Below are 22,924 nucleotides of genomic sequence, written 5' to 3'. Positions count from 1 at the left end.
TCGTGTCGGGTTTATCTTTATGCCATTATTTCAATGTTTGGATTTTCTTAATCACATTGCTCGTTGAGCAGCCATTTTCAAAGTTCAATACTTTAACATCGCCCCCATTTGCCCAAACTTCTTTTGAGCCCGCGATGTCTTCGGGTTTGTAATCGCCACCTTTCACTAGCAAATCTGGCAGAATTTCGCCAATTAAACGCTGCGGTGTATCTTCATCGAATGCCACGAGCCAATCCACAGAAGATAACCCAGCTAACACCGCCATACGACTCGCTAAATCGTTAATTGGGCGAGTTTCGCCTTTCAAACGTTTTACTGAAACATCGGTGTTCACGGCAACAATTAAGCGATCGCCCAATTTGCGCGCATTCTCTAAATAAGAAACGTGCCCTGGATGTAAAATATCAAAACAACCGTTCGTCATCACAATTTTTTCGCCACGATCTTTGGCTAATTTGACCGCACTTTTAAGTTCAGTTTCCGTCATAATGCCAAAACCCGTTTCAGTACGGCCGTGAATCGCATTTTCTAATTCCACTGTAGAAACAGTCGAGGTGCCTAATTTACCGACAACGATACCCGCTGCCACATTGGCTAGATAACAAGACTCTTCCAATGAGCGACCGTCTGCCAAAGCGGTGGCGAGCACAGAAATAACCGTATCTCCCGCCCCTGTTACGTCATAAACTTCTTTAGCTTCTGTGGCTAAATGGAATGCGGGCTGATTCGGGCGTAATAATGTCATCCCTTTTTCTGAACGCGTCACTAAAAGTGCGCTCAATTCAAAATCTGCGATCATTTTTAACCCTTTCGCCACAATATCGTCTTCACTCTGGCACTGCCCTGCAACGGCTTCAAATTCTGACATATTCGGTGTGAGCAATGTTGCGCCACGGTAACGTTCAAAATCTGTTCCTTTAGGATCAATCAAAACTGGCACATTCGCTTTTCGGGCAATCTGAATCATTTTTTGCACATCGTTTAAAGTTCCTTTGCCATAATCAGACAGCACCAAAGCACCCACATTTTTGACCGCACTTTCTAGCTTTTTAAGAAGATCTTCACTTTGAACATTATTAAAATCTTCTTCAAAATCAAGGCGTAATAATTGTTGATGGCGAGAAAGAATGCGCAATTTTGTAATGGTTGGGTGGGTATCTAAACGCACAAAATCACAGGTTATTTTTTGATTTTCTAACAAATGAATCAACGCTGAACCTGCTTCATCATTTCCAGTTAATCCTAATAATTCAACAGGCACATTAAGAGAAGCAATATTCATTGCCACATTGGCAGCACCGCCTGCACGTTCTTCATTGTCTTGCACGCGCACCACCGGCACAGGCGCTTCTGGTGAAATACGATTCGTTGCGCCAAACCAATAACGATCGAGCATAACATCGCCTAATACTAAAACTTTTGCATTGGGAAAGTGTGCTGAATATTGAGCCATTTTTATTTTCCTAATTCTATTATCTAAAAAATTATTGCGATTTTATCACAGCCATACTGTCTTTGGCTTAATATTTAGTGAAATTTACGTTAAACTAGCCGCACTTTACGAGAATTATCACTATGTCTAAAAATCATTTGCCACAATTTGAAAAATCTTATCTTTATCCCAAACATTGGGGATTTTGGCTCGCTGTGGGTTTGTTTTGGCTTATTTTATGCTTGCCCTATCCTGTTCTGCGCAAAATCGGTTTAGGCTTAGGCTGGCTATTTTCTAAATTAAGTGTTGGTAAACGCCGCGCTAAAATCGCACGCCGAAATTTGGAATTAGCCTTTCCGCAAATGCCTGAGACAGAACGCGAAAAAATTCTACAAGAAAATTTACAATCTGTGGGCATGGCAATTATCGAAACGGGTATGGCTTGGTTTTGGTCTGATCGCCGAATTAAGAAATGGTCCACCATTGAAGGCATTGAACATTTAAAAAATCACGCCAAAGATGGCATTATTTTGGTAGGCGTGCATTTTCTAACCCTTGAAATTGGTGCGCGTATTGTTGGCATTGAGCATCAAGGCGTTGGTGTTTATCGCCCAAATGACAACCCAATTTTTAACTGGCTACAAGTTTGGGGGCGTTTGCGTTCGAATAAAGACATGGTGGATCGCAAAGATTTGCGCTCAATGATCCGCGCCTTAAAGCACGGTGAAACAATTTGGTATGCGCCTGATCACGATTATGGTCGCAAGAATGCGGTGTTTGTGCCGTTTTTTGGGGTAAAAGATGCGGGCACGACTTCAGGCACGTCTTATTTACTGCGTTCATCGCCTAATAGCAAAGTCGTTCCCTTTGCACCATTGCGCAAAGCCGATGGTTCTGGCTATCATGTCAGCATTTCGCCTGCGGTGGATTTTTCTGATTTAGATAATGCCACTGATATTGCGATTCGGATGAATCAAGTGGTTGAAAAAGAAATTATGAAAGGCGTGAGCCAATATATGTGGCTGCACCGCCGTTTCAAAACTCGCCCAGATGCGCATTCGCCAAGTTTATACGATTAAACATCTACTTTATCAATTAAACATCCACTAGAATCAAAATTGCCGCATCGCCACCCCATTCTTTAGGGGCTTGATGCAAAGCGCGCACTCTTGGGTGTTGCACCAGCCAACGTGGAATTTGCTTTTTCAGTGTGTAAGTGCCGTAGCCTGTCATAATACTCGCGCAATACACATGTTCATCAACACAAGCCTGCAATAAACTGGCTAATTCCAGTTTCGCTTGTTCACGCGTTAAACCATGCAGGTCTAAAAATAATTCAGGCGAGAAATCGCCTCGTCGTAGCTGTTTCAGCAAATAACTGTCTTCATTTTCTCGCAAATATTTGACCGCACTTTCTTCATCTAACAGCGGCTCATATTCATCGGAAAAGTAAAACAGCGTGTCTTGTTTTTCTCGAATTTCACGCTGCTCTGATTTTTTCTTGGTCGTGATTTGTCGAGGAGGCACAAAGGTGTTTTGTTGCATTTTTTTCGTGCCTTGGACATTTTCGCGAAATAAGGCAATATCTTCTTCGTTTAACATTCTGCTTTCCTTTAAATTTCACGTATAATAGCACAAATTTTTTCCCATAAGGTGTTTCTATGACTACACATAATCAAGAACTTATTGATCTGATCAGCTCAGATGATGTTCCTAACAGCCTACAAACCATTAAAGATTTTTTACGCTGGACATACAGCAATTTTAATCGTTCCGATATTTATTATGGGCATGGTCAAGATAATCCATGGGACGAAAGTTTGCATTTGATATTAACTGGCTTGGAACTGCCAATGGATTTACCCAATGATTTATTTGATACCCGTTTAACCTTATCCGAAAAACAATTATTAGTCGGCTTAGTCACAGAACGATTAGCCAAACGTGTTCCTGTTGCTTATTTAGTGAATAGTGCATGGTTTTGCGGGCTCGAATTTTATGTGGATGAAAGAGTGATCGTGCCACGTTCGCCGATTAGTGCATTAATTGAAGAACGTTTCCAAGGTTTGTTAGAGCATAACCCTAAACGCATTTTAGATCTCTGCACAGGCAGTGGTTGCATTGCTATCGCTTGTGCCAATATCTTTCCACAAGCTGAGGTCGATGCTGTTGATCTCTCTTTTGATGCGCTCAACGTAGCGGAATTAAATATTGAGCGTCACGGTATGCTTGATCGCGTATTCCCGCTACAATCAGATTTATTCAACAATCTTATTGGCGAAAAATATGATTTAATCGTCACCAATCCGCCTTATGTGGATTCAGAAGATTTAACCGATATGCCGGAAGAATTTCATTTTGAGCCCGAACTCGCTCTCGGCTCTGGCGCAGATGGCTTGGATATTACCAAACAAATCCTTGCGAAAGCAGCCGATTATTTGAATGATGATGGGCTATTAGTCTGCGAAGTGGGCAATAGCATGGTGCATTTAATTGAACAATTCCCTGAAGTGCCGTTTAATTGGGTTGAACTCAAAAACGGCGGCTTAGGAGTTTTCGCCTTAACCAAAGCGCAACTAATGGAATATCGTGATTTATTTGCTTAGCTAAAACAGAAAAAGTGCGGTCAATTAACCGCACTTTTTTGTCGATAACAATTGTAAATAGACAGACTCGAAATTAACTTTCTTTCACAAATTTTACGCCATTTTCAATTTCTGTGCGTAATGCGGGCAACATTTCATCGAGTGCAGCCTGTTCAAATGCGCTTAATGGACCAATTGGTAATAATTGATCCACGCCGTCTTTGCCTAATAATAATGGTTGGGCAAAGAACGGTGCATATTTGCCATCGCCTTCTACATAAGCGCAAGTCACCACATTTTCGCCTTGTGCTGCACGCACTAATGATAGCGCAAAACGCATTGCGGCATATGCCATAGAAAGTGTAGCAGAACCTGCTCCTGCTTTGGCTTCAACCACTTCAGTACCTGCATTTTGAATGCGGGTGGTTAATGATTTCACTTCATCATCGCTAAACTCAACGTGTTGCACTTGTGATAATAATGGCAAAATAGTTGTGCCAGAATGTCCACCAATCACACTAATGTAATTTGGGCGCAATTCGGTATTTTTTAGCTCGGCAATAAAGGTTTCTGAACGAATCACATCTAAGGTTGTTACGCCAAATAATTTACGCTTGTCATAAACGCCCGCTTTTTTCAACACTTCTGCTGCAATGGGTACGGTAGCGTTTACAGGGTTAGTGATGATACCAATGCAAGCTTTTGGACAAACTTGTGCGGCTTTCGCTACCAAATCACGCACAATGCTTGCATTAATATTGAATAAATCTGCGCGAGTCATGCCTGGTTTGCGAGCTACGCCAGCGGGAATTAATACAATATCCGCGCCTTTTAATGCTTCGCTAGGATCTTCTCCCGTAAAACCTTCTACTTTGACATCGGTTGGAATATGGCTAACATCTTTTGCCACACCTGGAGTGGACGGTGCAACATCATATAAACTCAATTCGCTCCCCGCGGGAAGATTAAGTTTTAATAATAAAGATAAAGGTTGACCAATACCACCGGCAGCGCCTAATACTGTCACTTTCATCGTAGGACTCCTCGATTTTAAAAAAGTAATAACTTAAATTGGGTATAAGTGTACGGGCTATTATCGCGAATTTCAAATGTGAAAGTTCATTTTTGCGATCTAGCGCAAATTTTTGGCGAAAAAAGCAATTAAATAAATTTCTATTGCATATTTCTGAATTTTTATGCAAAATTCATGCATTATTTATGCATTTATCTTGAATTTTTATGACTGGAAAAACCAATAACTTACTCTCTGCTTTCAAAGATTTACTTGCCCAAGAACGTTTTGGTTCGCAAAGCGAAATTGTTACTGCGCTGCAGGATATGGGATTTAGCAATATTAATCAATCAAAAGTATCGCGAATGCTGACTAAGTTTGGCGCAATTCGTACGCGTAATACCCGTATGGAAATGGTCTATTGCTTGCCTAATGAACTGAGCGTGCCGAACACGAGCAGCCCGCTGAAAAATTTAGTACTGGATATTGATTATAATGATTTGCTAATTGTGGTGAAAACCAGCCCTGGTGCGGCACAGCTTATTGCTCGCTTGTTAGATTCAGTGGGAAAAGCAGACGGTATTTTAGGCACCATTGCGGGCGATGACACCATTTTCATCACGCCAACAAAAGGCACATCCATTGAACAGCTCATTCGCAACATACAACAACTTTTTGAAAATTCACTGTAAATGAACATTTTCATCACTGGGGCAACAGGTTTTATCGGCAAGGCATTAGTCAATAAATGGCTTGCTGATAACCACCAAATTACCTTGCTCTCTCGTAATCCCGAACGAGCCAAATCTCAGTTTCCACAGCCCGTAAGTGCGGTCAAAAATTTAGATATTTTTGAACATTTCAATGACTTCGATGCTGTCATCAATTTAGCTGGAGAACCTATCTTTGATCAGCGTTGGACAAACAAACAAAAAAGCAAGCTTTGGCATAGCCGTATTGATTTAACTGAAAAACTGACCGCACTTATCAATCAAAGCCAAACACCGCCAGACTGTTTTATTTCTGCTTCAGCCACGGGGTTTTATGGCGATGCTGGGGAAAATCTTTTAACCGAAAATTCAGCTGCGAGCCAATGTTTTACAGGCCTATTGTGTCAAGCGTGGGAAAATGCAGCGAATCAAGCCCATACCCGAGTTTGTACAATTCGCACAGGAATGCCACTGGCTCGGTCGGGTGGCGCATTGGGAAGAATGCTGAAATTATATCAATGGGGGCTTGGGGGAAAATTAGGCAACGGCAAACAATTTATGCCTTGGATCGCCTTGCAAGATATGGTTGCTGCGGTGAATTTCTTAATGCAAAACAACCAATGCCAAGGGGCATTTAATATGAGTTCGCCAAACCCAATCCGCAATCAAAATTTCAATTCAATTTTAGGATCTCAGCTAAACCGACCGCACTTTGCCCACGCGCCAGCATGGCTTTTACGTCTATTATTAGGCGAACGCGCCAAGTTAGTTTTAGACAGTCAGCGTGTTTATCCTGAAAAATTACAGCGTGCAGGATTCCAATTTCAATTTGAAGATTTTGAGCATTGGTTAGCCACTGAACTGAAATAAAAAAGCACCTTAAGGTGCTTTAATACGCAACAATACGCTACGATAACTGCTTATAGACTTTCAACGCATAAGCATCTGACATTCCAGCCACATAATCACAAATGATCCGTTTTTTGCCTTGCTCTTCCGCATTGAGCCAACGGTTGACCGTATTCCGCGGCAATAAACGTGTTGGATCACTGTCGAAAACTTGGAACATTTCAGTGAGAATGCGCTGCCCTTTGTACTCAATTCGCTGTGTTTCTACATCTCGAATCACATATTTGAATACAAAATCTTTGAAGATATTTAGCACACAAATCACATCATCTGGCAACTCGGCATTATAACGCAATAATGGGTCATCAAAATCGTCAGTGATTTTCCAGCGCACGTGGGTAATTAAATAATTCACCAACGCCCCGATGGCATTTTTGCGTTCATAATGATAATTAGAAAATAGCTTTTTCGTGAGTTGTTCCACATTAGCACGCATCCAATCTGAAGAGCACGATTTCAGTTCATCATAAGCCACTTGCCATAAATTAGGCGTGATCATCCCCACTACGATAGCATCTTCTAAATCATGCACGCCGTAAGCGATGTCATCTGCCAGTTCCATAATACTGCAATCCAATGATTTAAAACGTGTTTTCAAAAACTCGCTCGGATTTGACCGCACTTTGGCAAAGGAGGTAAACAATTTGCGGTCAGACTCAGTTAAAGGCTGCAAAAGCCAATTCATCATGGCTAAATCATCTCGATATAAGCCTTTACTCGGACGCCAATCTGCAATTCTTAAATTATGGGGATCCGTATGCGCTGGCAAATTCAGCGCGGCATATTGCGGAGAAGCTTCGTCTAAAATAGAGGGATATTTCACAAGTCCCAATATGGTGCGGCGAGTTAAATTCATGCCAGCATTGGGCGTATAAGGCTCTAGTTTGGTGATGATCCGAAAGGTTTGTGCATTGCCTTCAAAACCACCATGATCTCGCATCATACAATTCAATGCGGTTTCGCCACCGTGCCCAAAAGGGGGATGTCCAATGTCATGGGCAAAACATAAGCTTTCAATCAGATCGGTACTGGGTAACAGCGGCTTTAGCTCTCGTTGTAAATCCAGCTTGTTTACGGCTAATTGCTCCGCAAGTGCGGTAAAACTTTCCGCAAATTTTAATTGAGAGGTTAAGCTGCTGCCGATTTGTGCCACTTCTAAAGAATGGGTTAAACGGGTGCGGAAAAAATCATTTTCGCCCACGGCGTGGATCTGAGTTTTGGCTTGTAAGCAACGAAAAGCGGCGCTGTGCAAAATACGTGCGCGATCTCGGCGAAATGGAGGGCGATGGTCTTTTTCGCGTGGTTCGTCAGCTAAAAAACGGGCTAACCACGCTTGGTTTAACAATAAATTCATAGGGCAAAATAGATCAATTTAAATACCAATGGGGCAAGAATTGAGCTGATAATACCACATAGTACCAAGGAAATTGAACTATAACTGCCTGCTTTTTGATCCACCTCCATGACGGTAACCGTACCTAAAGCGTGGGACATCGATCCTATCGCCAATCCCATGGCTTCATGATTTTTAATACGCAATTTTTTCATCACCAGATAGCCGAACATAGAACCTTGTAATCCTGCTAAAACCACACCCACAGCAGCTACGGCTGGCACGCCACCTAGATGGCTAGAAACTTCCATAGCAATAGGCGTTGTCACGGATTTGGAAATCACGGTCGCCACAATTTCAGGATTCGCCCCCAGCAACAATGCCATAATTGCCCCTGATGCCATCGCAAAGACGGAAGCGATAGTGGTGGTGAGCAACACCGCTTGCCAGCGTGCAGCAATTTGGCGTAACTGTTCATACAGTGGCAGCGCCAAGGCGACAACACTCACGCCAAGCAAATTATTAAGGGGCACATTGCCTTGCATATAGGTATCATAAGGAATATGCGTGATCAACAACACGCCCACTAAAATCAACACAGTTAGCACAAAAGTATTCAACAACATCGATTTCAAGCGTTTATTAATTTGCAACGCCAAAAAAAATGCCGCAATTGTTAATAAAGAAAAGCCATAAATCATACCATTTACTCCTTATTACGGCGTTTAGTCACTTTTTTGCGCAAATGCTTAAATGAGCTAAGAGAAAAGAGATAATCCCCCAACAAGCCCACCACCACAAGGGTCACCATTGAGCTAACCATATTAGGAATGAGCAAGGCTTTCGCTTGGGAAATTAACAGATCCGAATATTTCATGATGCCTACACTCACAGGCACAAATAAAATCGCCATATAGCGAATGATCAAACTCGCGCCGAAAAAAATCCAGTTAACGCGAATAATTTGGGTGGTTAAACAAAGGAAGAGAATGAGCAACCCTACAATACTGCCGGGAATACCGATGGGAACAAGATGCACGACCCACTCGCCAAGATAGAGCATTAAGTATAAAATAGCGAGCGAGCGAACCAATTCAAACGCTTTTTTTGATAACTCTGGGATATTCATAATTCAACTTTTTTTGAAATTTTGTATAAATATTTTACGCCAAAAATATCAGAAATATTAGCCTTAATTTGTAGAAAACTTGATATAAACTAATAAATATGTGGAAAAACGCTCTCCTATGCAGCCTGCTTGCGCTCTTTTATACAAACTTTGCGAATGCTGACCGCACTTTAAATTGCTTGGTGGTGCGTATTTCTGATGGCGATACGCTAACCTGTTTAACCCAAGAGAAAAAGCAATTACGGGTTCGACTTAGTGAAATTGATGCACCAGAGCGCCGACAAGCCTATGGTAATCAATCTCGAAAAGCCTTGAGTAAACTTGTATATAAACGCCAAGTGCAATTATCTATTTCGGGTTATGATCGCTATTACCGCACGCTGGCGACCGTGTTTAACGCCCAAGGGCAAAATATAAACTTAGAAATGGTTAAAATGGGGATGGCATGGGCATACGATCAATACGTACAGCATGATGAATATATTCAAGCGCAACAACAAGCAAAACAACAAAAAATCGGGCTATGGCGAGATAGCCACCCCATACGCCCAAGTGAATATCGCAAACATAAAAAACATCAATAAAGAGAAAAACAATGTTTTACCCAGAACAATTTCGCCAACAATTTCCCTATTTTAAACAAAAAGATGCCGTGGTTTATTTAGACAACGCTGCGACAACCTTGAAACCCCAAATATTAATTGATGCCACCAGCGAGTTTTATGTCTCTGCTGGTTCCGTTCACCGTAGCCAATATGATGCCAAACAAACCGCACTTTATGAGCAGGCGCGCTCTCGAGTTCGCCAATTCATTAATGCGGAAAGTGACAACGCCATAATTTGGACGAGCGGCACCACACAAGCCATTAACACCGTGGCAAATGGGCTAATTCCCCACATTCACGCAGGCGATGAAATTATTATCAGCGAAGCAGATCACCACGCAAATTTTGTGACATGGCATGAAATTGCCCAAAAGTGCGGTGCAAAAATTCATATTTTACCGCTGCTGGATAATTGGCTCATTGATGAAAATGCTCTCGTTAGCGCGTTAAATGAACGAACAAAACTCGTGGCGTTTAATTTTATTTCTAATGTGACGGGTACAGAGCAGCCCATTAAGTATTTGATTCAATTAGTGCGCCAACACAGCCAAGCCCTGACATTAGTGGATGCGGCGCAAGCGATTAGTCATGTGAAAATTGATCTACAAAAACTCGATGCGGATTTTCTCGCCTTTTCTGCGCACAAAATCTACGGGCCTAATGGCATTGGCGTTTTAGCGGGAAAATTGGCCGCACTTGAACAACTTCAGCCCTTACAATATGGCGGGAAAATGGTGACAGACGTTTCAAAAGATGCAATTCATTTCGCCCCTTTGCCCTATCGCTTAGAAGCGGGCACGCCGAATATTGCTGGCGTCATCGCGTTCAATGCTGTATTAGAATGGCTAGCACAATGGGATTTCATTCAAGCAGAAAAACACGCGATTGCCCTTGCTGAACAAGTCAAAGTGCGGTTAAAAAATGATAAAAATTGTCAATTATTTACCAGCCCCGAACCAAGCAGCGTAGTGAGTTTTGTGTTTAATGGCATTGCTTCGTCTGATCTCGCCACCCTGTTAGCGGAACAAAACATTGCACTACGCACAGGCGTTCACTGCGCAATGCCTTATCTCTCTCGTTTAGGCGTGCCAAACACATTAAGATTAAGCTTCGCGCCTTATAACACAGCAAGAGAAGTCGAATTATTTTTCCAAGCATTAGAGAAGGCATTGGCATTATTAGATTAATAATTCTCCAGATTGAACACCATTCTCCGCTTTAAATCAAAATCATTTTCGATTAGAATAAGCGCCCATTTGTTTTAAGCGCATTTAATTTAGGAGAGTTTGTGTTTATTGTTGAAAATGCTACCTTTAAAATTTCTCAACGCACCTTATTACATCCTATTTCTGCGCGTTTTGAACGAGGAAAAGTCTATGGTTTGATTGGGCATAATGGTTCTGGTAAATCAACGCTAATCAAACTCCTCGCCAAGCAAAATCCCTATTCTTCTGGCAAAATTAGTTTTGACGATAAAGACATTAACAGCTGGCCGCAGCGTGAATTTGCCAAGCATGTGGCTTATTTGCCACAACAGTTGCCGCAATCCACCAATCTTATCGCCCGTGAACTTGTGGCTATGGGGCGTTATGCTTGGAATGGCTTGTTTGGGTCACACCCGAAAAAAGATCAGGAAGCCATTTCACAAGCGTTTGCTTTCACTCATACGGAACAATTTGCAGATCAATTTGTTGACACGCTTTCCGGTGGAGAGCGTTCTCGTATTTGGCTAGCGATGCTATTAGCGCAACAAAGCCAATTTTTATTACTTGATGAGCCCTTAGCCGCGCTAGATATTGCGCATCAAGTTGAAGTGATGGAATTGATACATAAACTCGCCCATGAACATAATTTGGGCATTATTATTGTGATCCACGACATCAATCTTGCAGCCCGTTATTGCGATCATTTAATTGCATTACACGGTGGCAAACTACTTGCTGAAGGCAATGCTTTCGACATTGTTAACTCGCCTAAATTAAAAGAAATTTATGGCATAGACCTCACTGTCATTCCACATCCCAAAACCCAACGTCCTGTGAGTTTTTATTAATGTATAACCGCATTTCTCACTTTATTTTGACCGCACTTTTTATGTTATGCAGTAGTTTTTACGCATCAGCAGAACAACAACATGAGAAGTTTGCTACGCTGGATTGGACAGTGGCGGAAACCTTATTAGCACTAGGGGAAAATCCTGTTGCAGTAGGCGATAAAAAAAGTTATACGAAATGGGTAGCATATCCAGAATTACCTGACTCCACCATTGATCTCGGCGTGCGTATGCAGCCTAATTTGGAACTGCTGATTCCATTTGCTCAAAATGCTGAATCTAGTCAGCTCATTTTTATTAATAGCTCGTTCTATACATCGGCAACGCCTATGCTCAGCCAATTTTCTCGTAAAGTAGAAATTGTGGATTTTTATGGGGAAGGCTATATTTGGCGCCATGTTATAGAAGCGACTAAAAAAATCGCGCAGCTTATTGGGAAAGATAACGCCTTTGAGCAACTTATCGCCAACTATAAGCAAAAAATTGATGAAATTCGACCGCACTTACAAAGCTTAATGCACCGCCCTATTGCCTTGGTGCAGTTTATTGACACGCGCCATTTGCGAATTTATGCGCAAAATAGCCTATTAGGTGCCGTTTTGTTTCAACTTGGCTTTGAAAATGCATGGAATGGTAGCCATAATCAATGGGGATTTGAAACCATTGATATTACCCAATTAGCCAAATTACCCACAAATACGCGTCTTGTGGTCATTAAGCCTTATCCTGCCAATGTAAAACACGATCTTAAATATAATACCCTATGGCAGCACTTAAGATTGTCAGCCGATCCCGTGGTGCTCCCTGCTATTTGGACATTTGGTGGCATTCCATCGGCACAACGTTTTGCTGAAAGCTTAAAAGAGAGCTTATTAAATGGAGGGGAAATATGGTAACTCGCTATTTGATTATTCTACCATTCTGCTTATTTATCGCACTATTTATAGGCTTGTTAAATATACAAATTCCTTCGCAATTTAATATTGCGGATTTATTTTTACCAACGGAAAATTTAGATCTACTCTTAATTCAAAATTATAGTTTGCCACGTATTGCAATGGCAATTTTATCGGGTGGAATTTTAGGTTTTGCCAGTTTATTATTGCAACAAGTAATGGCGAACCCTCTGGCTTCAGACAGTACGCTAGGGATTAATAGTGGCGCCCAATTTGCGTTATTTCTAGCCACCATTTTTGTGCCTGATTGGTTAGACAATGGCGCAAACTTAATTGCGATCTGTGGGGCAGCGCTCAGTTTAGTTCTCGTGCTCACACTGGCTATGCGCAAAACCATGTCGCCATTGATTATAATTTTAGCAGGCTTGGTGGTGAATCTATATTTTGGCTCATTTTCAGCCTTAATGATGTTGTTCTATCCCGAAGAATCCCGTGGTTTGGCGCAGTGGGGTGCGGGTTCATTAGTGCAGGAAAGTTGGTATGATACGATCAGCTTAATCAGCTATGCGATCCCCGCTTTTATCATTATCGCTATGCTGATTCGCCCACTTAGCATCCTTTCTCTCAACGATGCAAATGCCAATAGCCTTGGCGTGCCAGTGGGTAAATTACGCATTATTAGTGTGCTCATCTCTGCGTTCTTAATCGCAATTGTGGTATCCAAAGTTGGAATGTTAGGTTTTGTTGGGCTTGCCGCTGCCACTATCATACGCCAAATGAATGTTCGCACCTTAAAAGCCCAGCTGAGCGGTGCATTCATCATCGGCGCATTATTGCTCTCGATAACAGATCTATGCTTACAATTACTCGCCCATTTTAAAAATATCAACTTGCCTACTGGCGCTGTCACCTCTGTGCTAGGAACGCCATTATTATTATGGCTCATGTTCCGTGCATTACCACAATCTGGGCGGTTGCAAGAAACGGGCTCGGCAAAATTTTATCAATTTCGACCGCACTTTACGTTGGTCATTTTAGCAAGTTTACTGCTTGCGATATTTATTAGCCTTTTTGTCGGTCAAGGCAATCAAGGCTGGTATATGCTTCACTTCGATTCGCGGGAATACCCCATTTTAGCATTGCGCACACCGCGTATCTTAACGGCATTATCTGTTGGCATGCTGTTGGCAATTGCTGGCGTCATCTTACAACGTCTCACCCAAAATCCAATGGCAAGCCCAGAACTGCTGGGGGTGTCATCTGGTGCATCAATGGGGATTTTAGCCGTAATCTTTTTATTTTCCGCCCAGTCCAATCAATGGTTTTGGATAGCTGGCATTGTTGGCGCGATCATTGCTCTGTTTATTTTAGCCGCGATCAATCAACGCAACGGTATGCTACCCGAGAAAGTATTACTCACGGGGATAAGCCTCTCTGCATTATTTGATACATTGCAACGCATTGCCATTGCCAGTGGCGATCCCCGTGCGAATCAATTAATCGCATGGACATCAGGCTCCACGCAATATATTCAAACGGATTTTGCCCTATTTTTTATGGTGATAAGCCTATTGCTATTGGCGAGCAGTCTGATTTTCAGTCGTTGGTTAGACATTTTGTTATTGCAAGCGCCAATGGCACAAGCATTAGGGTTAAACCTAAAACAAACACGTTGGACTTTAATTATTTTTGCTGCAATTTTGACCGCACTTGCCACGTTACTGATTGGCCCACTTAGCTTTATTGGCCTACTCGTGCCACAAATTGCAACATTTTTAGGCGTGAAGAAAGCACGCCACCAACTATTATTGTCCGCTTGCCTCGGTGCATTAATTATGGTGCTAGCAGATTGGCTAGGTAGACAAATGATATTTCCTTATGAAGTACCAGCAGGCTTAGTGGCAACGCTAATTGGCGGCACTTATTTTTTAACCATGATCAGAAAAGTTTAATTTGCTCTTTCTTGATTTTTTAACCTACTCCTTAGAGGATTATTTATGAAAAAAATATTTTTCAATACTAGTATTGTCAGTGTATTAGCACTGACATCCGCCGCCGTTATGGCTGACGAGGTCGAACAACTTGACGAAATTTCTGTTGTCGGCTCTGTGGCTAAATCGGGCAAAGTAGACTATATGACCCCGAAGTCAGTAGATGTGATTACAGAACAACAAATTGCTGATGAAAATGCACAAAAAGTAGATCAAGCATTACGTTATCAAGCGGGAATCGTAACTGAGCCCTATGGCGGCGATAACGATACGGATTGGTTTAAAATTCGTGGTTTTGATGCGTCAATGACTTTAGATGGCACGGCACTAGGTAAAAATGGGTTCTTCGTATGGTTACCTAACACCTATGGTCTGGAAAGCCTTGAAGTGGTGAAAGGTGCAGATTCCTTCACTTATGGGGCGGCAGAAACAGGTGGGCTGGTTAATTTAGTCAGCAAACGCCCCACTAAAGATCCGAAAGGTGAAATCAAACTCACGGCAGGAAATAAAGATGAACGTGGCATTAGCTTTGATGTCAGCAATAAATTAGCCGATAATTTACGTTATCGTCTTGTCGCTGATTATAACAAGCGTCATGGTCAAGTGAATGGCACTTGGTTAGAAAGTTATTATCTTGCACCAAGTTTCACTTGGGATATTTCTGACAAAGCCTCTTTTACCTTGCTTGCCAGCGTGCAAAAAGATGTGGGCGTGCCAGTTAACCCATTTTTACCCGCTTATGGTTCATTGATCCCAACCGTGAATGGCACCATTCCTCATGGCGTAAATTTGGGCGAACCTGATCAAGATTATACCGATCGTAGTCAATATTCTATCGGCTATGAATATATCAATAAATTTGCCGATGGTTGGACATTTGCACAAAACTATCGCTTTAGCCGTTTGAATATCGATCAATATAACACTTTTGCTTACAGCTCCGATGCGCTTGCAAATGCTTACCGTGGGTATAGTTATACTGTCGGTCATACAACCAATCACACCATTGATAACCGCATAAGCAAAGTCTGGAAAATTGGTGAAGTAGAAAATACCACCACGGTAGGAGTGGATTACCAATATTCTGATACTAAAGGGATAAATAATGGCTTTGGCGCAGTAAATGCCATTAATATGTTCCACCCCGTGTATAACCAGACACCATATAATCCAACTGGCACAGATTACAACTTAAAAACGATTCAACTTGGTTTATATGCGCAAAATCAATTGCGTTATAAAAACTTATTATGGAATGTTTCTGCTCGCCATGATAAAGCCCGTGCAAATTCTGTTGCCAATAGCGCCAATACCAGTTATCACGTTAGTCATAATTCCTACTCAACGGGCATTATGTATCAATTTGAGAATGGTTTAGCCCCTTATGCGAGTTATAGTGAATCATTCCGCGTCTCTGCAGGTAATGACGGCTATGGTAGAGCTTATCGCCCTTATGAAGGTAAACAATATGAAGTGGGTTTAAAATACCTACCAAGTTTTGTTAATGGCACATTCTCTGTTGCTTGGTTTGATTTAAAAGAGAAAAATACGCTCGTCACAGATCCCTCTAATATTTCAATACAAGCGGGTAAACAAACTAGCCACGGTGTTGAAGCTCAGGCAAATCTTGAATTTAACGATAATATTTCAGGTCAATTTGCTTACACTTACACCAAAGCAGAAACTGATTTAGCCTATAATCAGACAATCCGTAGCGCACTCATCCCTCGCCATGCTTATTCAGCAAAATTAAATTATCGATTCACTGATAATGTATTAAATGGGCTGACTGTTGGCGCAGGTGTGCGTTATACAGGCTCAACCGTGGACGAACAATATTATAAAGGCTATAAAGTCGGCAACTATACCCTTGTTGATCTTTCTGCTAAATATGAGTTTGCGAACAACTGGGTGGCTCAGATCAATGTTGATAATCTATCAAATAAAAAATATCTTGCGAGTTGTAGCTACTACTGTTATTACGGAGAAGGACGTAAAATTACTGGCAACTTAACCTATAAATTCTAACTTCTTCGTTTATTTTGAAGGGCAGTCTTTATCGCTGCCCTCTTTTTTTATACAATTTCTAAAATTTTGACCGCACTTTATTCTTAAATATGACTATTGAACAAATCAAAGCTGCCCCGAATTGGGAAGAAAAGTATCGCTCTCTCATTCAATTGGGCAAAACGCTGCCTGTTCCGGCAGCGGATGAACTCCGTCATTGGCAGCAAATTCATGGCTGTGAAACCAATTTATGGGTAAAAATCTCGCTAAAATCTGACCGCACTTTACAGCTACAAGCTTATAGCGAGGCACGTATAATGAATGGTTTGTTGATGATTTTAATGGAGCAAGTCAACGGGAAAAGCCTTGAAACACTCACTAGCTTTAACATCACGGATTTGTTTAGTTCTTTGGGCATTGCGCAACGTTTAAGTGAAACACGTCTAAATGGCTTAAAACAAATCGAACAGAAAATAAAGGAATTGGCATGACAACTCGCCGCACTTTTTTAACGCTAGGTACAGGGGCTGCCATTGCTGTCAGCTTGCCTAACTTCGTTTTTGCAAATCAACAAAATTTACCGATAAAATTGACCGCACTTTCTCAAATATTCGGCGATGGGGCAAAATGGGTGGGCGTTGCCATTGAGTTTGAACAGCCGCTCAAGGCGGAAGATATTCCAAATCAACGCTTTCAGGTGCAAGATCGACACATTCTCGGGCTTTATGTCACCGATAGTTTTGAGAATGGCGCCAAAAGCGAAGGTAAATTTGTGGTGTTAAATTTAGATCCTGATGATGCCAACGCAAATCTCGTTCAAACAGCGCCTTTAACGCAGAGAGAAGCGCAAAATTACCAGATTGGTGAAAAGAAAGAAAATGCGCCAAGCTTAAAATCGATTTCGCAAAGGGCAACGATTAATGGTTTGACATTATTCGTTAGCGACACTAAAACCGCAATTATGGATGAATTCAAGCAAGAGAAATGGACGGATTCTGCAACGGGAAAAACGATACGCTATAATTTGTTTACGCCGAACAATTACGATCCCAAACAGAAATATCCATTAGTGTTATTTATGCACGATGAAGGCATTACTGGCACAAAAACGAAAGTGGCGTTATATCAAGGATTGGGCGCGATTTCGTGGGCGTCTCCTTCAGATCAAGCAAAGCACCCTGCCTTTATTCTTGCGCCTGAATTTGATGAAATTGTCGTAGATGATAAGGGCAAAACCTCAGATTATTTAGAGACAACGATTAATCTGATTAAATACCTAAGCACGCAATACACCCTTGATGAGAATCGTTACTATAGCACGGGGCAATCAAGTGGTGGCGCCTTATCTATGGCGATGAATGTGAAATATCCTGATTTCTTTGCCGCAAGTTATTTAGTTGCTTGTCAATGGGATAATAACGCTGTTACGCCAATGGCAAAAAATAAGTTGTGGATCACGGTTTCGGAAGATGACCATAAAGTCTTACTCGAACAACGTTCTCTGCTTGATGTGTTAGAAAAAAATGGCGCTAAAGTTGCTCGAGCCAGCTGGAATGCACAGTGGTCTCAAGAAGAATTTCAGCAAGCGTTTAATCAGCTCACGAGTGTAAATGCTAATGTATATTTTGTGGTGTTTGAGAAAGGATCTATTTTTACTGATAAGAATGAAAAAATAGAAGAATCCGCACATCGCAATACATGGAAATATGCCTATTCTATTGAACCAATTCGCGATTGGATTTTTGAGCAACGAAAAAATTAGCTATGACATAAATGAAAATAGGGCATCGTATTTTTGTACCATGCCCTATTTTTTGTTTTGCTCTTAGCTATTTTGCAGTGAAGCATTAATTGAGCGTAATACTTCTGCTGGATTTTCTGCTTGTGTAATCGGGCGCCCAATCACTAAATAGTCAGATCCTGAACGCACCGCCGCTGCTGGTGTCATCACTCGACGTTGATCACCAAATTCAGAACCAATTGGGCGGATGCCTGGTGTCACTAATTTAAAATCTTGACCCAAATTTTTACGCAAAATTTCAACTTCTTGCGGAGAACAAACCACGCCATCCAATCCCGCACGTTGCGCTAAATGAGATAAACGGATTACTTGCTCAAGTGGTGAAGCATTAATGCCAATTTGTAATAAATCTAAATCTTCCATACTGGTTAGCACGGTGACGGCAATAAGCAATGGCGCATCTTTGCCATAAGGTTCAAGAATTTTTTTCGCCTCTTCCATCATTGCTAAGCCACCTGAGGCATGCAAATCCACCATCCATACACCAAGATCAGCCGCAGAGCGTACAGCTCGAGCAACAGTGTTTGGAATATCGTGGTATTTTAAATCTAAGAAAACATCAAATTTACGTTCATGTAGTTGTTTCACAAAGTGAATACCAAGGCTTGTGAACATTTCTTTGCCCACTTTTAAGCGGCAAAGGCTCGGATCAATTTGATCCACTAAGCTGAGTGCTTCTGCTTCTGTTTCGTAATCTAACGCAACAATAATTTTGCTATCCATGTTGTTTTCCTTTTATATTTGATTTTCAATTCCACGAATTGGTTTGATTTTTTCCCATTGGCGACAAGAAGGGCAGCACCACATAAGTTTATGCGTTTGGTAACCACAATTTGTACAACGATATTCAAAGCCTTGTCGAATCCGCTCGCCTACCATTCTATGCAACAAGACTAAGCTATCTTTGGCTCTTCCCTCTTCGGCATCTTCAACTTGATATTGAATAAAGCGATGAAAGAGGAACATATTAGGATGTTGACCAATTTGTTGATACACTTTGCTTTGTGCACTGGCACGGCTATCTTGTTGTTCGATCAAATCAGCCAAAGCTAAATCAACACTGGCATTACCACTGGCTTGACTTGCTCGAATCAAAAATAACTCAAAATTATCAAGTTGCCCTAAGGCTTGATAGCATTCTTTCAACATTGGTAAGGTTTCGCCAACAAAATCGGGGTTTTGTGTTAATACATTTTCCAAAATTTTGACCGCACTTTGGTAATCTTTTTGCTCAATGAATTTCTCGCCTAGCATCATAGATGCACGAACACAGCTCGGCGAAACCGTTAAAGCTTGCTGTAAAATCTGTTGTGCATTCTCTTTACTATCTGCCGGCAAAGTGCGGACAAATTCGCAATAGAATTGCGCTAATTCGATATTGTCATCTTTGGGCGATATTTTGGCTAATTTTTCGGCGACATTAACGGCTTTTTTCCACTCTTTGGTTTTTTGATAAATAACCGCAAGTTGTTGCAACGCACCTTCGGCAAAATCAGGTTCATCAACTAACATGATATAAATAGCTTCGGCGCGATCAAAAAAACCGACAGACATAAAATCTTTCGCCAATTGCTGTTTTGCCAACAGTTTTTGTTCAAAGGAATAGTTAGGACTGCGGTCAAGAGCTTGATGAATGCGCAATGCACGATCCACTTCACCTCGCGAACGGAAAAGATTACCCAGTGTTAATTCAGCTTCAAATTGTGAACTTTGTTCAATTTCATTCTCCGTTTCTTGTTTTTGTAGCATATTCAAAAACAAGTCAACCGCTTTTTCTGTTTGGTTAGATAAAAGAAAATTGACCCCCGTCACATAATCACGAGAGAGCTTATTACTGATATCTTCCTGATCCTTTTTGGCACTACGATGCCCCATATACCAACCATAAGCCGCAGCAATTGGTAACAACAGGAAGAGCAACTCAATCATTATTAAGCAGCCTTATTGAGACTTGTAGTAAGTTCATTTACCTGTTGGTTCAGGCGTTTTACTTGGCGTGTTAAAGCAATATTTTTAATTTTAAGTTTAAGATAAAAAATACCCGTAATTAACCAACCTAAAATCAATCCAACCCCAAAAAGAATAGCAACTAGCGTAGAAAGTTTAAAATCACTTTGTGCAAACATATAATTGAATGTAATGACCTGATCATTATTAGCGCCCACGGTGATTGCCACTAACACGATAGCGAGTACGATGATAAAGCCGAAAATATATTTGAGCATAGTGCTGTTCTCCTAATACAAATTTTCACCATTATGCCAAAATTCCAAACAAAAAACGACACTTTAGGGTGTCGTTCTTTGAATAATTTCATGTTTATAGAAATATAGAAAAGAATCGCGGCTAAATATCTACACGCTCTTTCAAATCTTTACCTGCTTTAAAATGCGGTACACATTTTGCTTCTAATTTTACACTTTCACCTGTTTTAGGGTTACGTCCTAAACGCGGTTGGCGAAAATGTAATGAAAAGCTACCAAAACCACGAATTTCAATGCGCTCGCCTTTTTCCATGGTATCTGACATTTGTTCTAAGATTTCTTTTACTGCATTTTCTACGCTTTTTAATGCAATAGAGGGATTGCGTTCACTTATCGCTTCAATTAATTCAGATTTAGTCATAACAATATCCTTTATGTTTTGCTGTTTTTAATAAAACAACGTCATTTCTGACCGCACTTTAACATAGTTAGTAAGCAAAAATCACGTTGTTTTACTAAATATCGACTATTTAATAAACAACTGGCGAGCCCAAACTCGCCAGTTTTATTTATTCAAGAACGAATAAATTATTCGCCTTTAGCTTGAGCAAATGCCGCTGCCATTGCGTTTGGAACAGCAATTTCTTCTTGTTTGCTATTCACTGATGCAAGTGCTGCTGCTTCTTCTGCTTGATCTTTCGCTTTCACTGATAAGTGAACAATGCGAGCTTTACGATCTGAACCAGTATATTTTGCTTCAACAACATCGCCAGCTGCAACTTCAGATACTAAATCTGCTGCACGGATATAGCCTTCAACGCCACCCGCTAATTCAACTTTAGCACCTTTGTTATCTGCTTCAACAACAGTTGCTGATACTACAGCACCTTTTTTGTTCATCGCAACAAAGTTATTGAACGGATCATCTTCTAATTGTTTGATACCTAAAGAGATACGTTCTTTTGCAGAATCAACTTGTAAAACAACAGCTTCTACTTCATCACCTTTTTTGTAGTTACGAACCGCTTCTTCACCTTGAACATTCCAAGAAATGTCAGATAAGTGAACTAAACCGTCAATACCACCTTCAAGGCCGATGAAAATACCGAAGTCAGTGATTGATTTGATTTTGCCTGAAACTTTATCACCTTTGTTGTGCGTTTCTGCAAATTGTAACCATGGGTTTGGTTTGCATTGTTTTAAGCCTAAAGAAATACGACGACGTTCTTCATCGATTTCTAATACCATAACTTCAACAGTATCGCCTAAGTTAACCACTTTTGAAGGGTGGATATTTTTGTTTGTCCAATCCATTTCAGATACGTGAACTAAACCTTCAACACCATCTAAAATTTCAACGAAACAACCATAATCTGTTAAGTTTGTTACTTTACCAGTTAATTTGCTGTTTACTGGGTGATTTTCAGCGATTGCAGCCCAAGGATCTTGACCTAATTGTTTTAAGCCTAATGAAACGCGAGTTTTTTCTTTGTCAAATTTTAATACTTTAACAGTGATTTCATCGCCAACATTAACAACTTCGCTTGGGTGTTTCACACGTTTCCAAGCCATATCAGTGATGTGTAATAAACCATCAACACCGCCTAAATCAACGAATGCACCGTAATCAGTCAAGTTTTTAACAATACCTTTTACTTCAGCGCCTTCAGCAAGATTTGCTAATACTTCATCGCGATCTGCTGAGCTTTCTGATTCGATTACTGCACGACGTGAAACCACGACGTTGTTACGTTTTTGATCTAATTTGATCACTTTGAATTCTAATTCTTTACCTAAAAGATGATCTGCATCACGCACTGGACGAGTATCAACTAATGAACCTGGTAAGAATGCGCGAACGCCGTTTAGCTCAACTGTGAAGCCACCTTTAACTTTACCGTTTACTAAACCAACAACGCTTGCTTGTGCTTCGAATGCTTTTTCTAATTCGATCCAAGACTCGTGACGTACTGCTTTTTCACGTGAAAGTTTAGTTTCACCGTAACCGTCTTCAACAGCGTCTAAAGCAACGTTTACCACGTCGCCAACTTTAACGTCAACTTCGCCCTGTGCATTAGCGAATTCTTCAGCTGGGATACGCGCTTCAGATTTTAAACCTGCGTCTACGTATACGAAGCCTTTTTCGATAGCAACAACAGTACCGTTGATGATTGAACCTAAACGTTGAGTTTCAAGGGTTTTTAATGATTCTTCAAATAATTGAGCAAAAGATTCTGACATATTTAATCTTCTTTAA

General features: G+C 41.0%; 23 protein-coding genes. 12 read left to right on the top strand and 11 right to left on the bottom strand.

Features of this window, described 5'->3' with window-relative positions; all coding sequences use genetic code 11:
* Positions 1-25: 25 nt before the first annotated feature.
* A complete protein-coding gene (hldE, locus tag C8D76_RS07845) occupies positions 26-1,453 on the bottom strand; it encodes a bifunctional D-glycero-beta-D-manno-heptose-7-phosphate kinase/D-glycero-beta-D-manno-heptose 1-phosphate adenylyltransferase HldE (RefSeq protein ID WP_116632235.1) in 1,428 nt (475 codons plus the stop codon).
* A 122-nt stretch (positions 1,454-1,575) separates the two neighbouring features.
* On the opposite strand from hldE, the gene C8D76_RS07840 reads away from it, so the two are divergent.
* A complete protein-coding gene (locus tag C8D76_RS07840; RefSeq protein ID WP_116632234.1) occupies positions 1,576-2,511 on the top strand; it encodes a Kdo(2)-lipid IV(A) acyltransferase in 936 nt (311 codons plus the stop codon).
* A gap of 16 nt (positions 2,512-2,527) precedes the next feature.
* Here the strand turns inward: C8D76_RS07840 and smrB are convergent, their stop codons facing one another.
* On the bottom strand, positions 2,528-3,034 hold the full coding sequence (gene smrB, locus C8D76_RS07835) for an endonuclease SmrB (protein ID WP_116632233.1): 507 nt from the start codon (positions 3,032-3,034) through the stop codon (positions 2,528-2,530).
* 59 nt (positions 3,035-3,093) lie between these two features.
* Between smrB and prmB the strand changes: the two genes are divergently transcribed.
* Positions 3,094-4,038 carry a 50S ribosomal protein L3 N(5)-glutamine methyltransferase gene (gene prmB / locus C8D76_RS07830; RefSeq protein WP_116632232.1) on the top strand — a complete coding sequence of 315 codons (945 nt, stop codon included), beginning with the start codon at positions 3,094-3,096 and terminating at the stop codon, positions 4,036-4,038.
* Between the two features lie 73 nt (positions 4,039-4,111).
* Here prmB and mdh read toward each other — a convergent pair whose 3' ends face one another.
* On the bottom strand, positions 4,112-5,050 hold the full coding sequence (gene mdh / locus C8D76_RS07825) for a malate dehydrogenase (RefSeq protein ID WP_116632231.1): 939 nt from the start codon (positions 5,048-5,050) through the stop codon (positions 4,112-4,114).
* 206 nt (positions 5,051-5,256) lie between these two features.
* On the opposite strand from mdh, the gene argR reads away from it, so the two are divergent.
* Positions 5,257-5,721: a transcriptional regulator ArgR gene (gene argR / locus C8D76_RS07820; RefSeq protein WP_116632230.1), complete on the top strand. Its 465-nt coding sequence runs from the start codon at positions 5,257-5,259 to the stop codon at positions 5,719-5,721.
* Positions 5,722-6,609: a TIGR01777 family oxidoreductase gene (locus C8D76_RS07815; RefSeq protein ID WP_116632229.1), complete on the top strand. Its 888-nt coding sequence runs from the start codon at positions 5,722-5,724 to the stop codon at positions 6,607-6,609.
* Positions 6,610-6,646: 37 nt separating this feature from the next.
* On the opposite strand, the gene C8D76_RS07810 is transcribed toward C8D76_RS07815, so the two are convergent.
* The 3 genes from C8D76_RS07810 to C8D76_RS07800 are packed head-to-tail and all read right to left on the bottom strand — an operon-like array spanning position 6,647 to position 9,110.
* Positions 6,647-8,002, bottom strand: a complete 1,356-nt coding sequence (locus C8D76_RS07810; RefSeq protein WP_116632228.1) for an anti-phage deoxyguanosine triphosphatase — start codon at positions 8,000-8,002, stop codon at positions 6,647-6,649.
* On the bottom strand, positions 7,999-8,682 hold the full coding sequence (locus C8D76_RS07805; RefSeq protein ID WP_116632227.1) for a CidB/LrgB family autolysis modulator: 684 nt from the start codon (positions 8,680-8,682) through the stop codon (positions 7,999-8,001). Before C8D76_RS07805 ends, C8D76_RS07810 begins: the two co-directional genes overlap by 4 nt.
* Positions 8,683-8,687: 5 nt before the next feature.
* Positions 8,688-9,110: a CidA/LrgA family protein gene (locus C8D76_RS07800; protein ID WP_116632226.1), complete on the bottom strand. Its 423-nt coding sequence runs from the start codon at positions 9,108-9,110 to the stop codon at positions 8,688-8,690.
* 98 nt (positions 9,111-9,208) lie between these two features.
* On the opposite strand from C8D76_RS07800, the gene C8D76_RS07795 reads away from it, so the two are divergent.
* The 8 genes from C8D76_RS07795 (at position 9,209) to C8D76_RS07760 (ending at position 18,424) form a co-directional block, all read left to right on the top strand.
* Positions 9,209-9,694, top strand: coding sequence for a thermonuclease family protein (locus C8D76_RS07795; RefSeq protein ID WP_116632225.1), 486 nt, complete (start codon positions 9,209-9,211; stop codon positions 9,692-9,694).
* An 11-nt stretch (positions 9,695-9,705) separates the two neighbouring features.
* Positions 9,706-10,902, top strand: a complete 1,197-nt coding sequence (locus tag C8D76_RS07790; protein ID WP_116632224.1) for an aminotransferase class V-fold PLP-dependent enzyme — start codon at positions 9,706-9,708, stop codon at positions 10,900-10,902.
* A gap of 101 nt (positions 10,903-11,003) precedes the next feature.
* Complete coding sequence (locus tag C8D76_RS07785; protein ID WP_116632223.1) at positions 11,004-11,768, top strand: ABC transporter ATP-binding protein; 765 nt, start codon at positions 11,004-11,006, stop codon at positions 11,766-11,768.
* Between the two features lie 41 nt (positions 11,769-11,809).
* Positions 11,810-12,664: an iron-siderophore ABC transporter substrate-binding protein gene (locus C8D76_RS07780; protein ID WP_207775013.1), complete on the top strand. Its 855-nt coding sequence runs from the start codon at positions 11,810-11,812 to the stop codon at positions 12,662-12,664.
* Positions 12,658-14,616: a Fe(3+)-hydroxamate ABC transporter permease FhuB gene (gene fhuB / locus C8D76_RS07775; protein ID WP_116632221.1), complete on the top strand. Its 1,959-nt coding sequence runs from the start codon at positions 12,658-12,660 to the stop codon at positions 14,614-14,616. Before C8D76_RS07780 ends, fhuB begins: the two co-directional genes overlap by 7 nt.
* A 45-nt stretch (positions 14,617-14,661) precedes the next feature.
* Positions 14,662-16,683, top strand: coding sequence for a TonB-dependent siderophore receptor (locus tag C8D76_RS07770; RefSeq protein ID WP_116632220.1), 2,022 nt, complete (start codon positions 14,662-14,664; stop codon positions 16,681-16,683).
* An 89-nt stretch (positions 16,684-16,772) separates the two neighbouring features.
* Positions 16,773-17,153 carry a SufE family protein gene (locus tag C8D76_RS07765; RefSeq protein ID WP_116632219.1) on the top strand — a complete coding sequence of 127 codons (381 nt, stop codon included), beginning with the start codon at positions 16,773-16,775 and terminating at the stop codon, positions 17,151-17,153.
* Positions 17,150-18,424 carry an alpha/beta hydrolase-fold protein gene (locus tag C8D76_RS07760; RefSeq protein ID WP_116632218.1) on the top strand — a complete coding sequence of 425 codons (1,275 nt, stop codon included), beginning with the start codon at positions 17,150-17,152 and terminating at the stop codon, positions 18,422-18,424. Before C8D76_RS07765 ends, C8D76_RS07760 begins: the two co-directional genes overlap by 4 nt.
* A 63-nt stretch (positions 18,425-18,487) precedes the next feature.
* On the opposite strand, the gene pyrF is transcribed toward C8D76_RS07760, so the two are convergent.
* The 5 genes from pyrF to rpsA all read right to left on the bottom strand — a co-directional run bounded on the left by pyrF (position 18,488) and on the right by rpsA (position 22,908).
* Positions 18,488-19,186 (bottom strand): orotidine-5'-phosphate decarboxylase, encoded by a 699-nt coding sequence (pyrF, locus tag C8D76_RS07755; protein WP_116632217.1) that lies wholly within the window; start codon positions 19,184-19,186, stop codon positions 18,488-18,490.
* A gap of 12 nt (positions 19,187-19,198) precedes the next feature.
* The gene (gene lapB, locus C8D76_RS07750; RefSeq protein WP_116632216.1) at positions 19,199-20,392 is read right to left on the bottom strand and encodes a lipopolysaccharide assembly protein LapB; all 1,194 of its coding nucleotides are present in this window, start codon (positions 20,390-20,392) and stop codon (positions 19,199-19,201) included.
* 2 nt (positions 20,393-20,394) lie between these two features.
* Positions 20,395-20,688: a LapA family protein gene (locus tag C8D76_RS07745; protein ID WP_116632215.1), complete on the bottom strand. Its 294-nt coding sequence runs from the start codon at positions 20,686-20,688 to the stop codon at positions 20,395-20,397.
* A 121-nt stretch (positions 20,689-20,809) separates the two neighbouring features.
* Entirely contained in the window at positions 20,810-21,088 is a 279-nt protein-coding gene (locus C8D76_RS07740; protein WP_116632214.1) for an integration host factor subunit beta, read from the bottom strand.
* Positions 21,089-21,255: 167 nt separating this feature from the next.
* Positions 21,256-22,908, bottom strand: a complete 1,653-nt coding sequence (gene rpsA, locus C8D76_RS07735) for a 30S ribosomal protein S1 (RefSeq protein WP_116632213.1) — start codon at positions 22,906-22,908, stop codon at positions 21,256-21,258.
* Positions 22,909-22,924: the final 16 nt, after the last annotated feature.

The sequence above is a fragment of the Alitibacter langaaensis DSM 22999 genome (assembly GCF_003096995.1).
Lineage (GTDB): Bacteria > Pseudomonadota > Gammaproteobacteria > Enterobacterales > Pasteurellaceae > Exercitatus > Exercitatus langaaensis.
Note: the sequence above shows the minus strand (reverse complement) of the source record. Positions and strands in the feature narration are given on the sequence as shown.

Coding starts and splice junctions, on each gene's coding strand:
- hldE (WP_116632235.1), bottom strand. CDS start 1,453: ATGGCTCAATATTCAGCACACTTTCCCAATGCAAAAGTTTTAGTATTA.
- C8D76_RS07840 (WP_116632234.1), top strand. CDS start 1,576: ATGTCTAAAAATCATTTGCCACAATTTGAAAAATCTTATCTTTATCCC.
- smrB (WP_116632233.1), bottom strand. CDS start 3,034: ATGTTAAACGAAGAAGATATTGCCTTATTTCGCGAAAATGTCCAAGGC.
- prmB (WP_116632232.1), top strand. CDS start 3,094: ATGACTACACATAATCAAGAACTTATTGATCTGATCAGCTCAGATGAT.
- mdh (WP_116632231.1), bottom strand. CDS start 5,050: ATGAAAGTGACAGTATTAGGCGCTGCCGGTGGTATTGGTCAACCTTTA.
- argR (WP_116632230.1), top strand. CDS start 5,257: ATGACTGGAAAAACCAATAACTTACTCTCTGCTTTCAAAGATTTACTT.
- C8D76_RS07815 (WP_116632229.1), top strand. CDS start 5,722: ATGAACATTTTCATCACTGGGGCAACAGGTTTTATCGGCAAGGCATTA.
- C8D76_RS07810 (WP_116632228.1), bottom strand. CDS start 8,002: ATGAATTTATTGTTAAACCAAGCGTGGTTAGCCCGTTTTTTAGCTGAC.
- C8D76_RS07805 (WP_116632227.1), bottom strand. CDS start 8,682: ATGATTTATGGCTTTTCTTTATTAACAATTGCGGCATTTTTTTTGGCG.
- C8D76_RS07800 (WP_116632226.1), bottom strand. CDS start 9,110: ATGAATATCCCAGAGTTATCAAAAAAAGCGTTTGAATTGGTTCGCTCG.
- C8D76_RS07795 (WP_116632225.1), top strand. CDS start 9,209: ATGTGGAAAAACGCTCTCCTATGCAGCCTGCTTGCGCTCTTTTATACA.
- C8D76_RS07790 (WP_116632224.1), top strand. CDS start 9,706: ATGTTTTACCCAGAACAATTTCGCCAACAATTTCCCTATTTTAAACAA.
- C8D76_RS07780 (WP_207775013.1), top strand. CDS start 11,810: ATGTTATGCAGTAGTTTTTACGCATCAGCAGAACAACAACATGAGAAG.
- fhuB (WP_116632221.1), top strand. CDS start 12,658: ATGGTAACTCGCTATTTGATTATTCTACCATTCTGCTTATTTATCGCA.
- C8D76_RS07770 (WP_116632220.1), top strand. CDS start 14,662: ATGAAAAAAATATTTTTCAATACTAGTATTGTCAGTGTATTAGCACTG.
- C8D76_RS07765 (WP_116632219.1), top strand. CDS start 16,773: ATGACTATTGAACAAATCAAAGCTGCCCCGAATTGGGAAGAAAAGTAT.
- C8D76_RS07760 (WP_116632218.1), top strand. CDS start 17,150: ATGACAACTCGCCGCACTTTTTTAACGCTAGGTACAGGGGCTGCCATT.
- pyrF (WP_116632217.1), bottom strand. CDS start 19,186: ATGGATAGCAAAATTATTGTTGCGTTAGATTACGAAACAGAAGCAGAA.
- lapB (WP_116632216.1), bottom strand. CDS start 20,392: ATGATTGAGTTGCTCTTCCTGTTGTTACCAATTGCTGCGGCTTATGGT.
- C8D76_RS07745 (WP_116632215.1), bottom strand. CDS start 20,688: ATGCTCAAATATATTTTCGGCTTTATCATCGTACTCGCTATCGTGTTA.
- C8D76_RS07740 (WP_116632214.1), bottom strand. CDS start 21,088: ATGACTAAATCTGAATTAATTGAAGCGATAAGTGAACGCAATCCCTCT.
- rpsA (WP_116632213.1), bottom strand. CDS start 22,908: ATGTCAGAATCTTTTGCTCAATTATTTGAAGAATCATTAAAAACCCTT.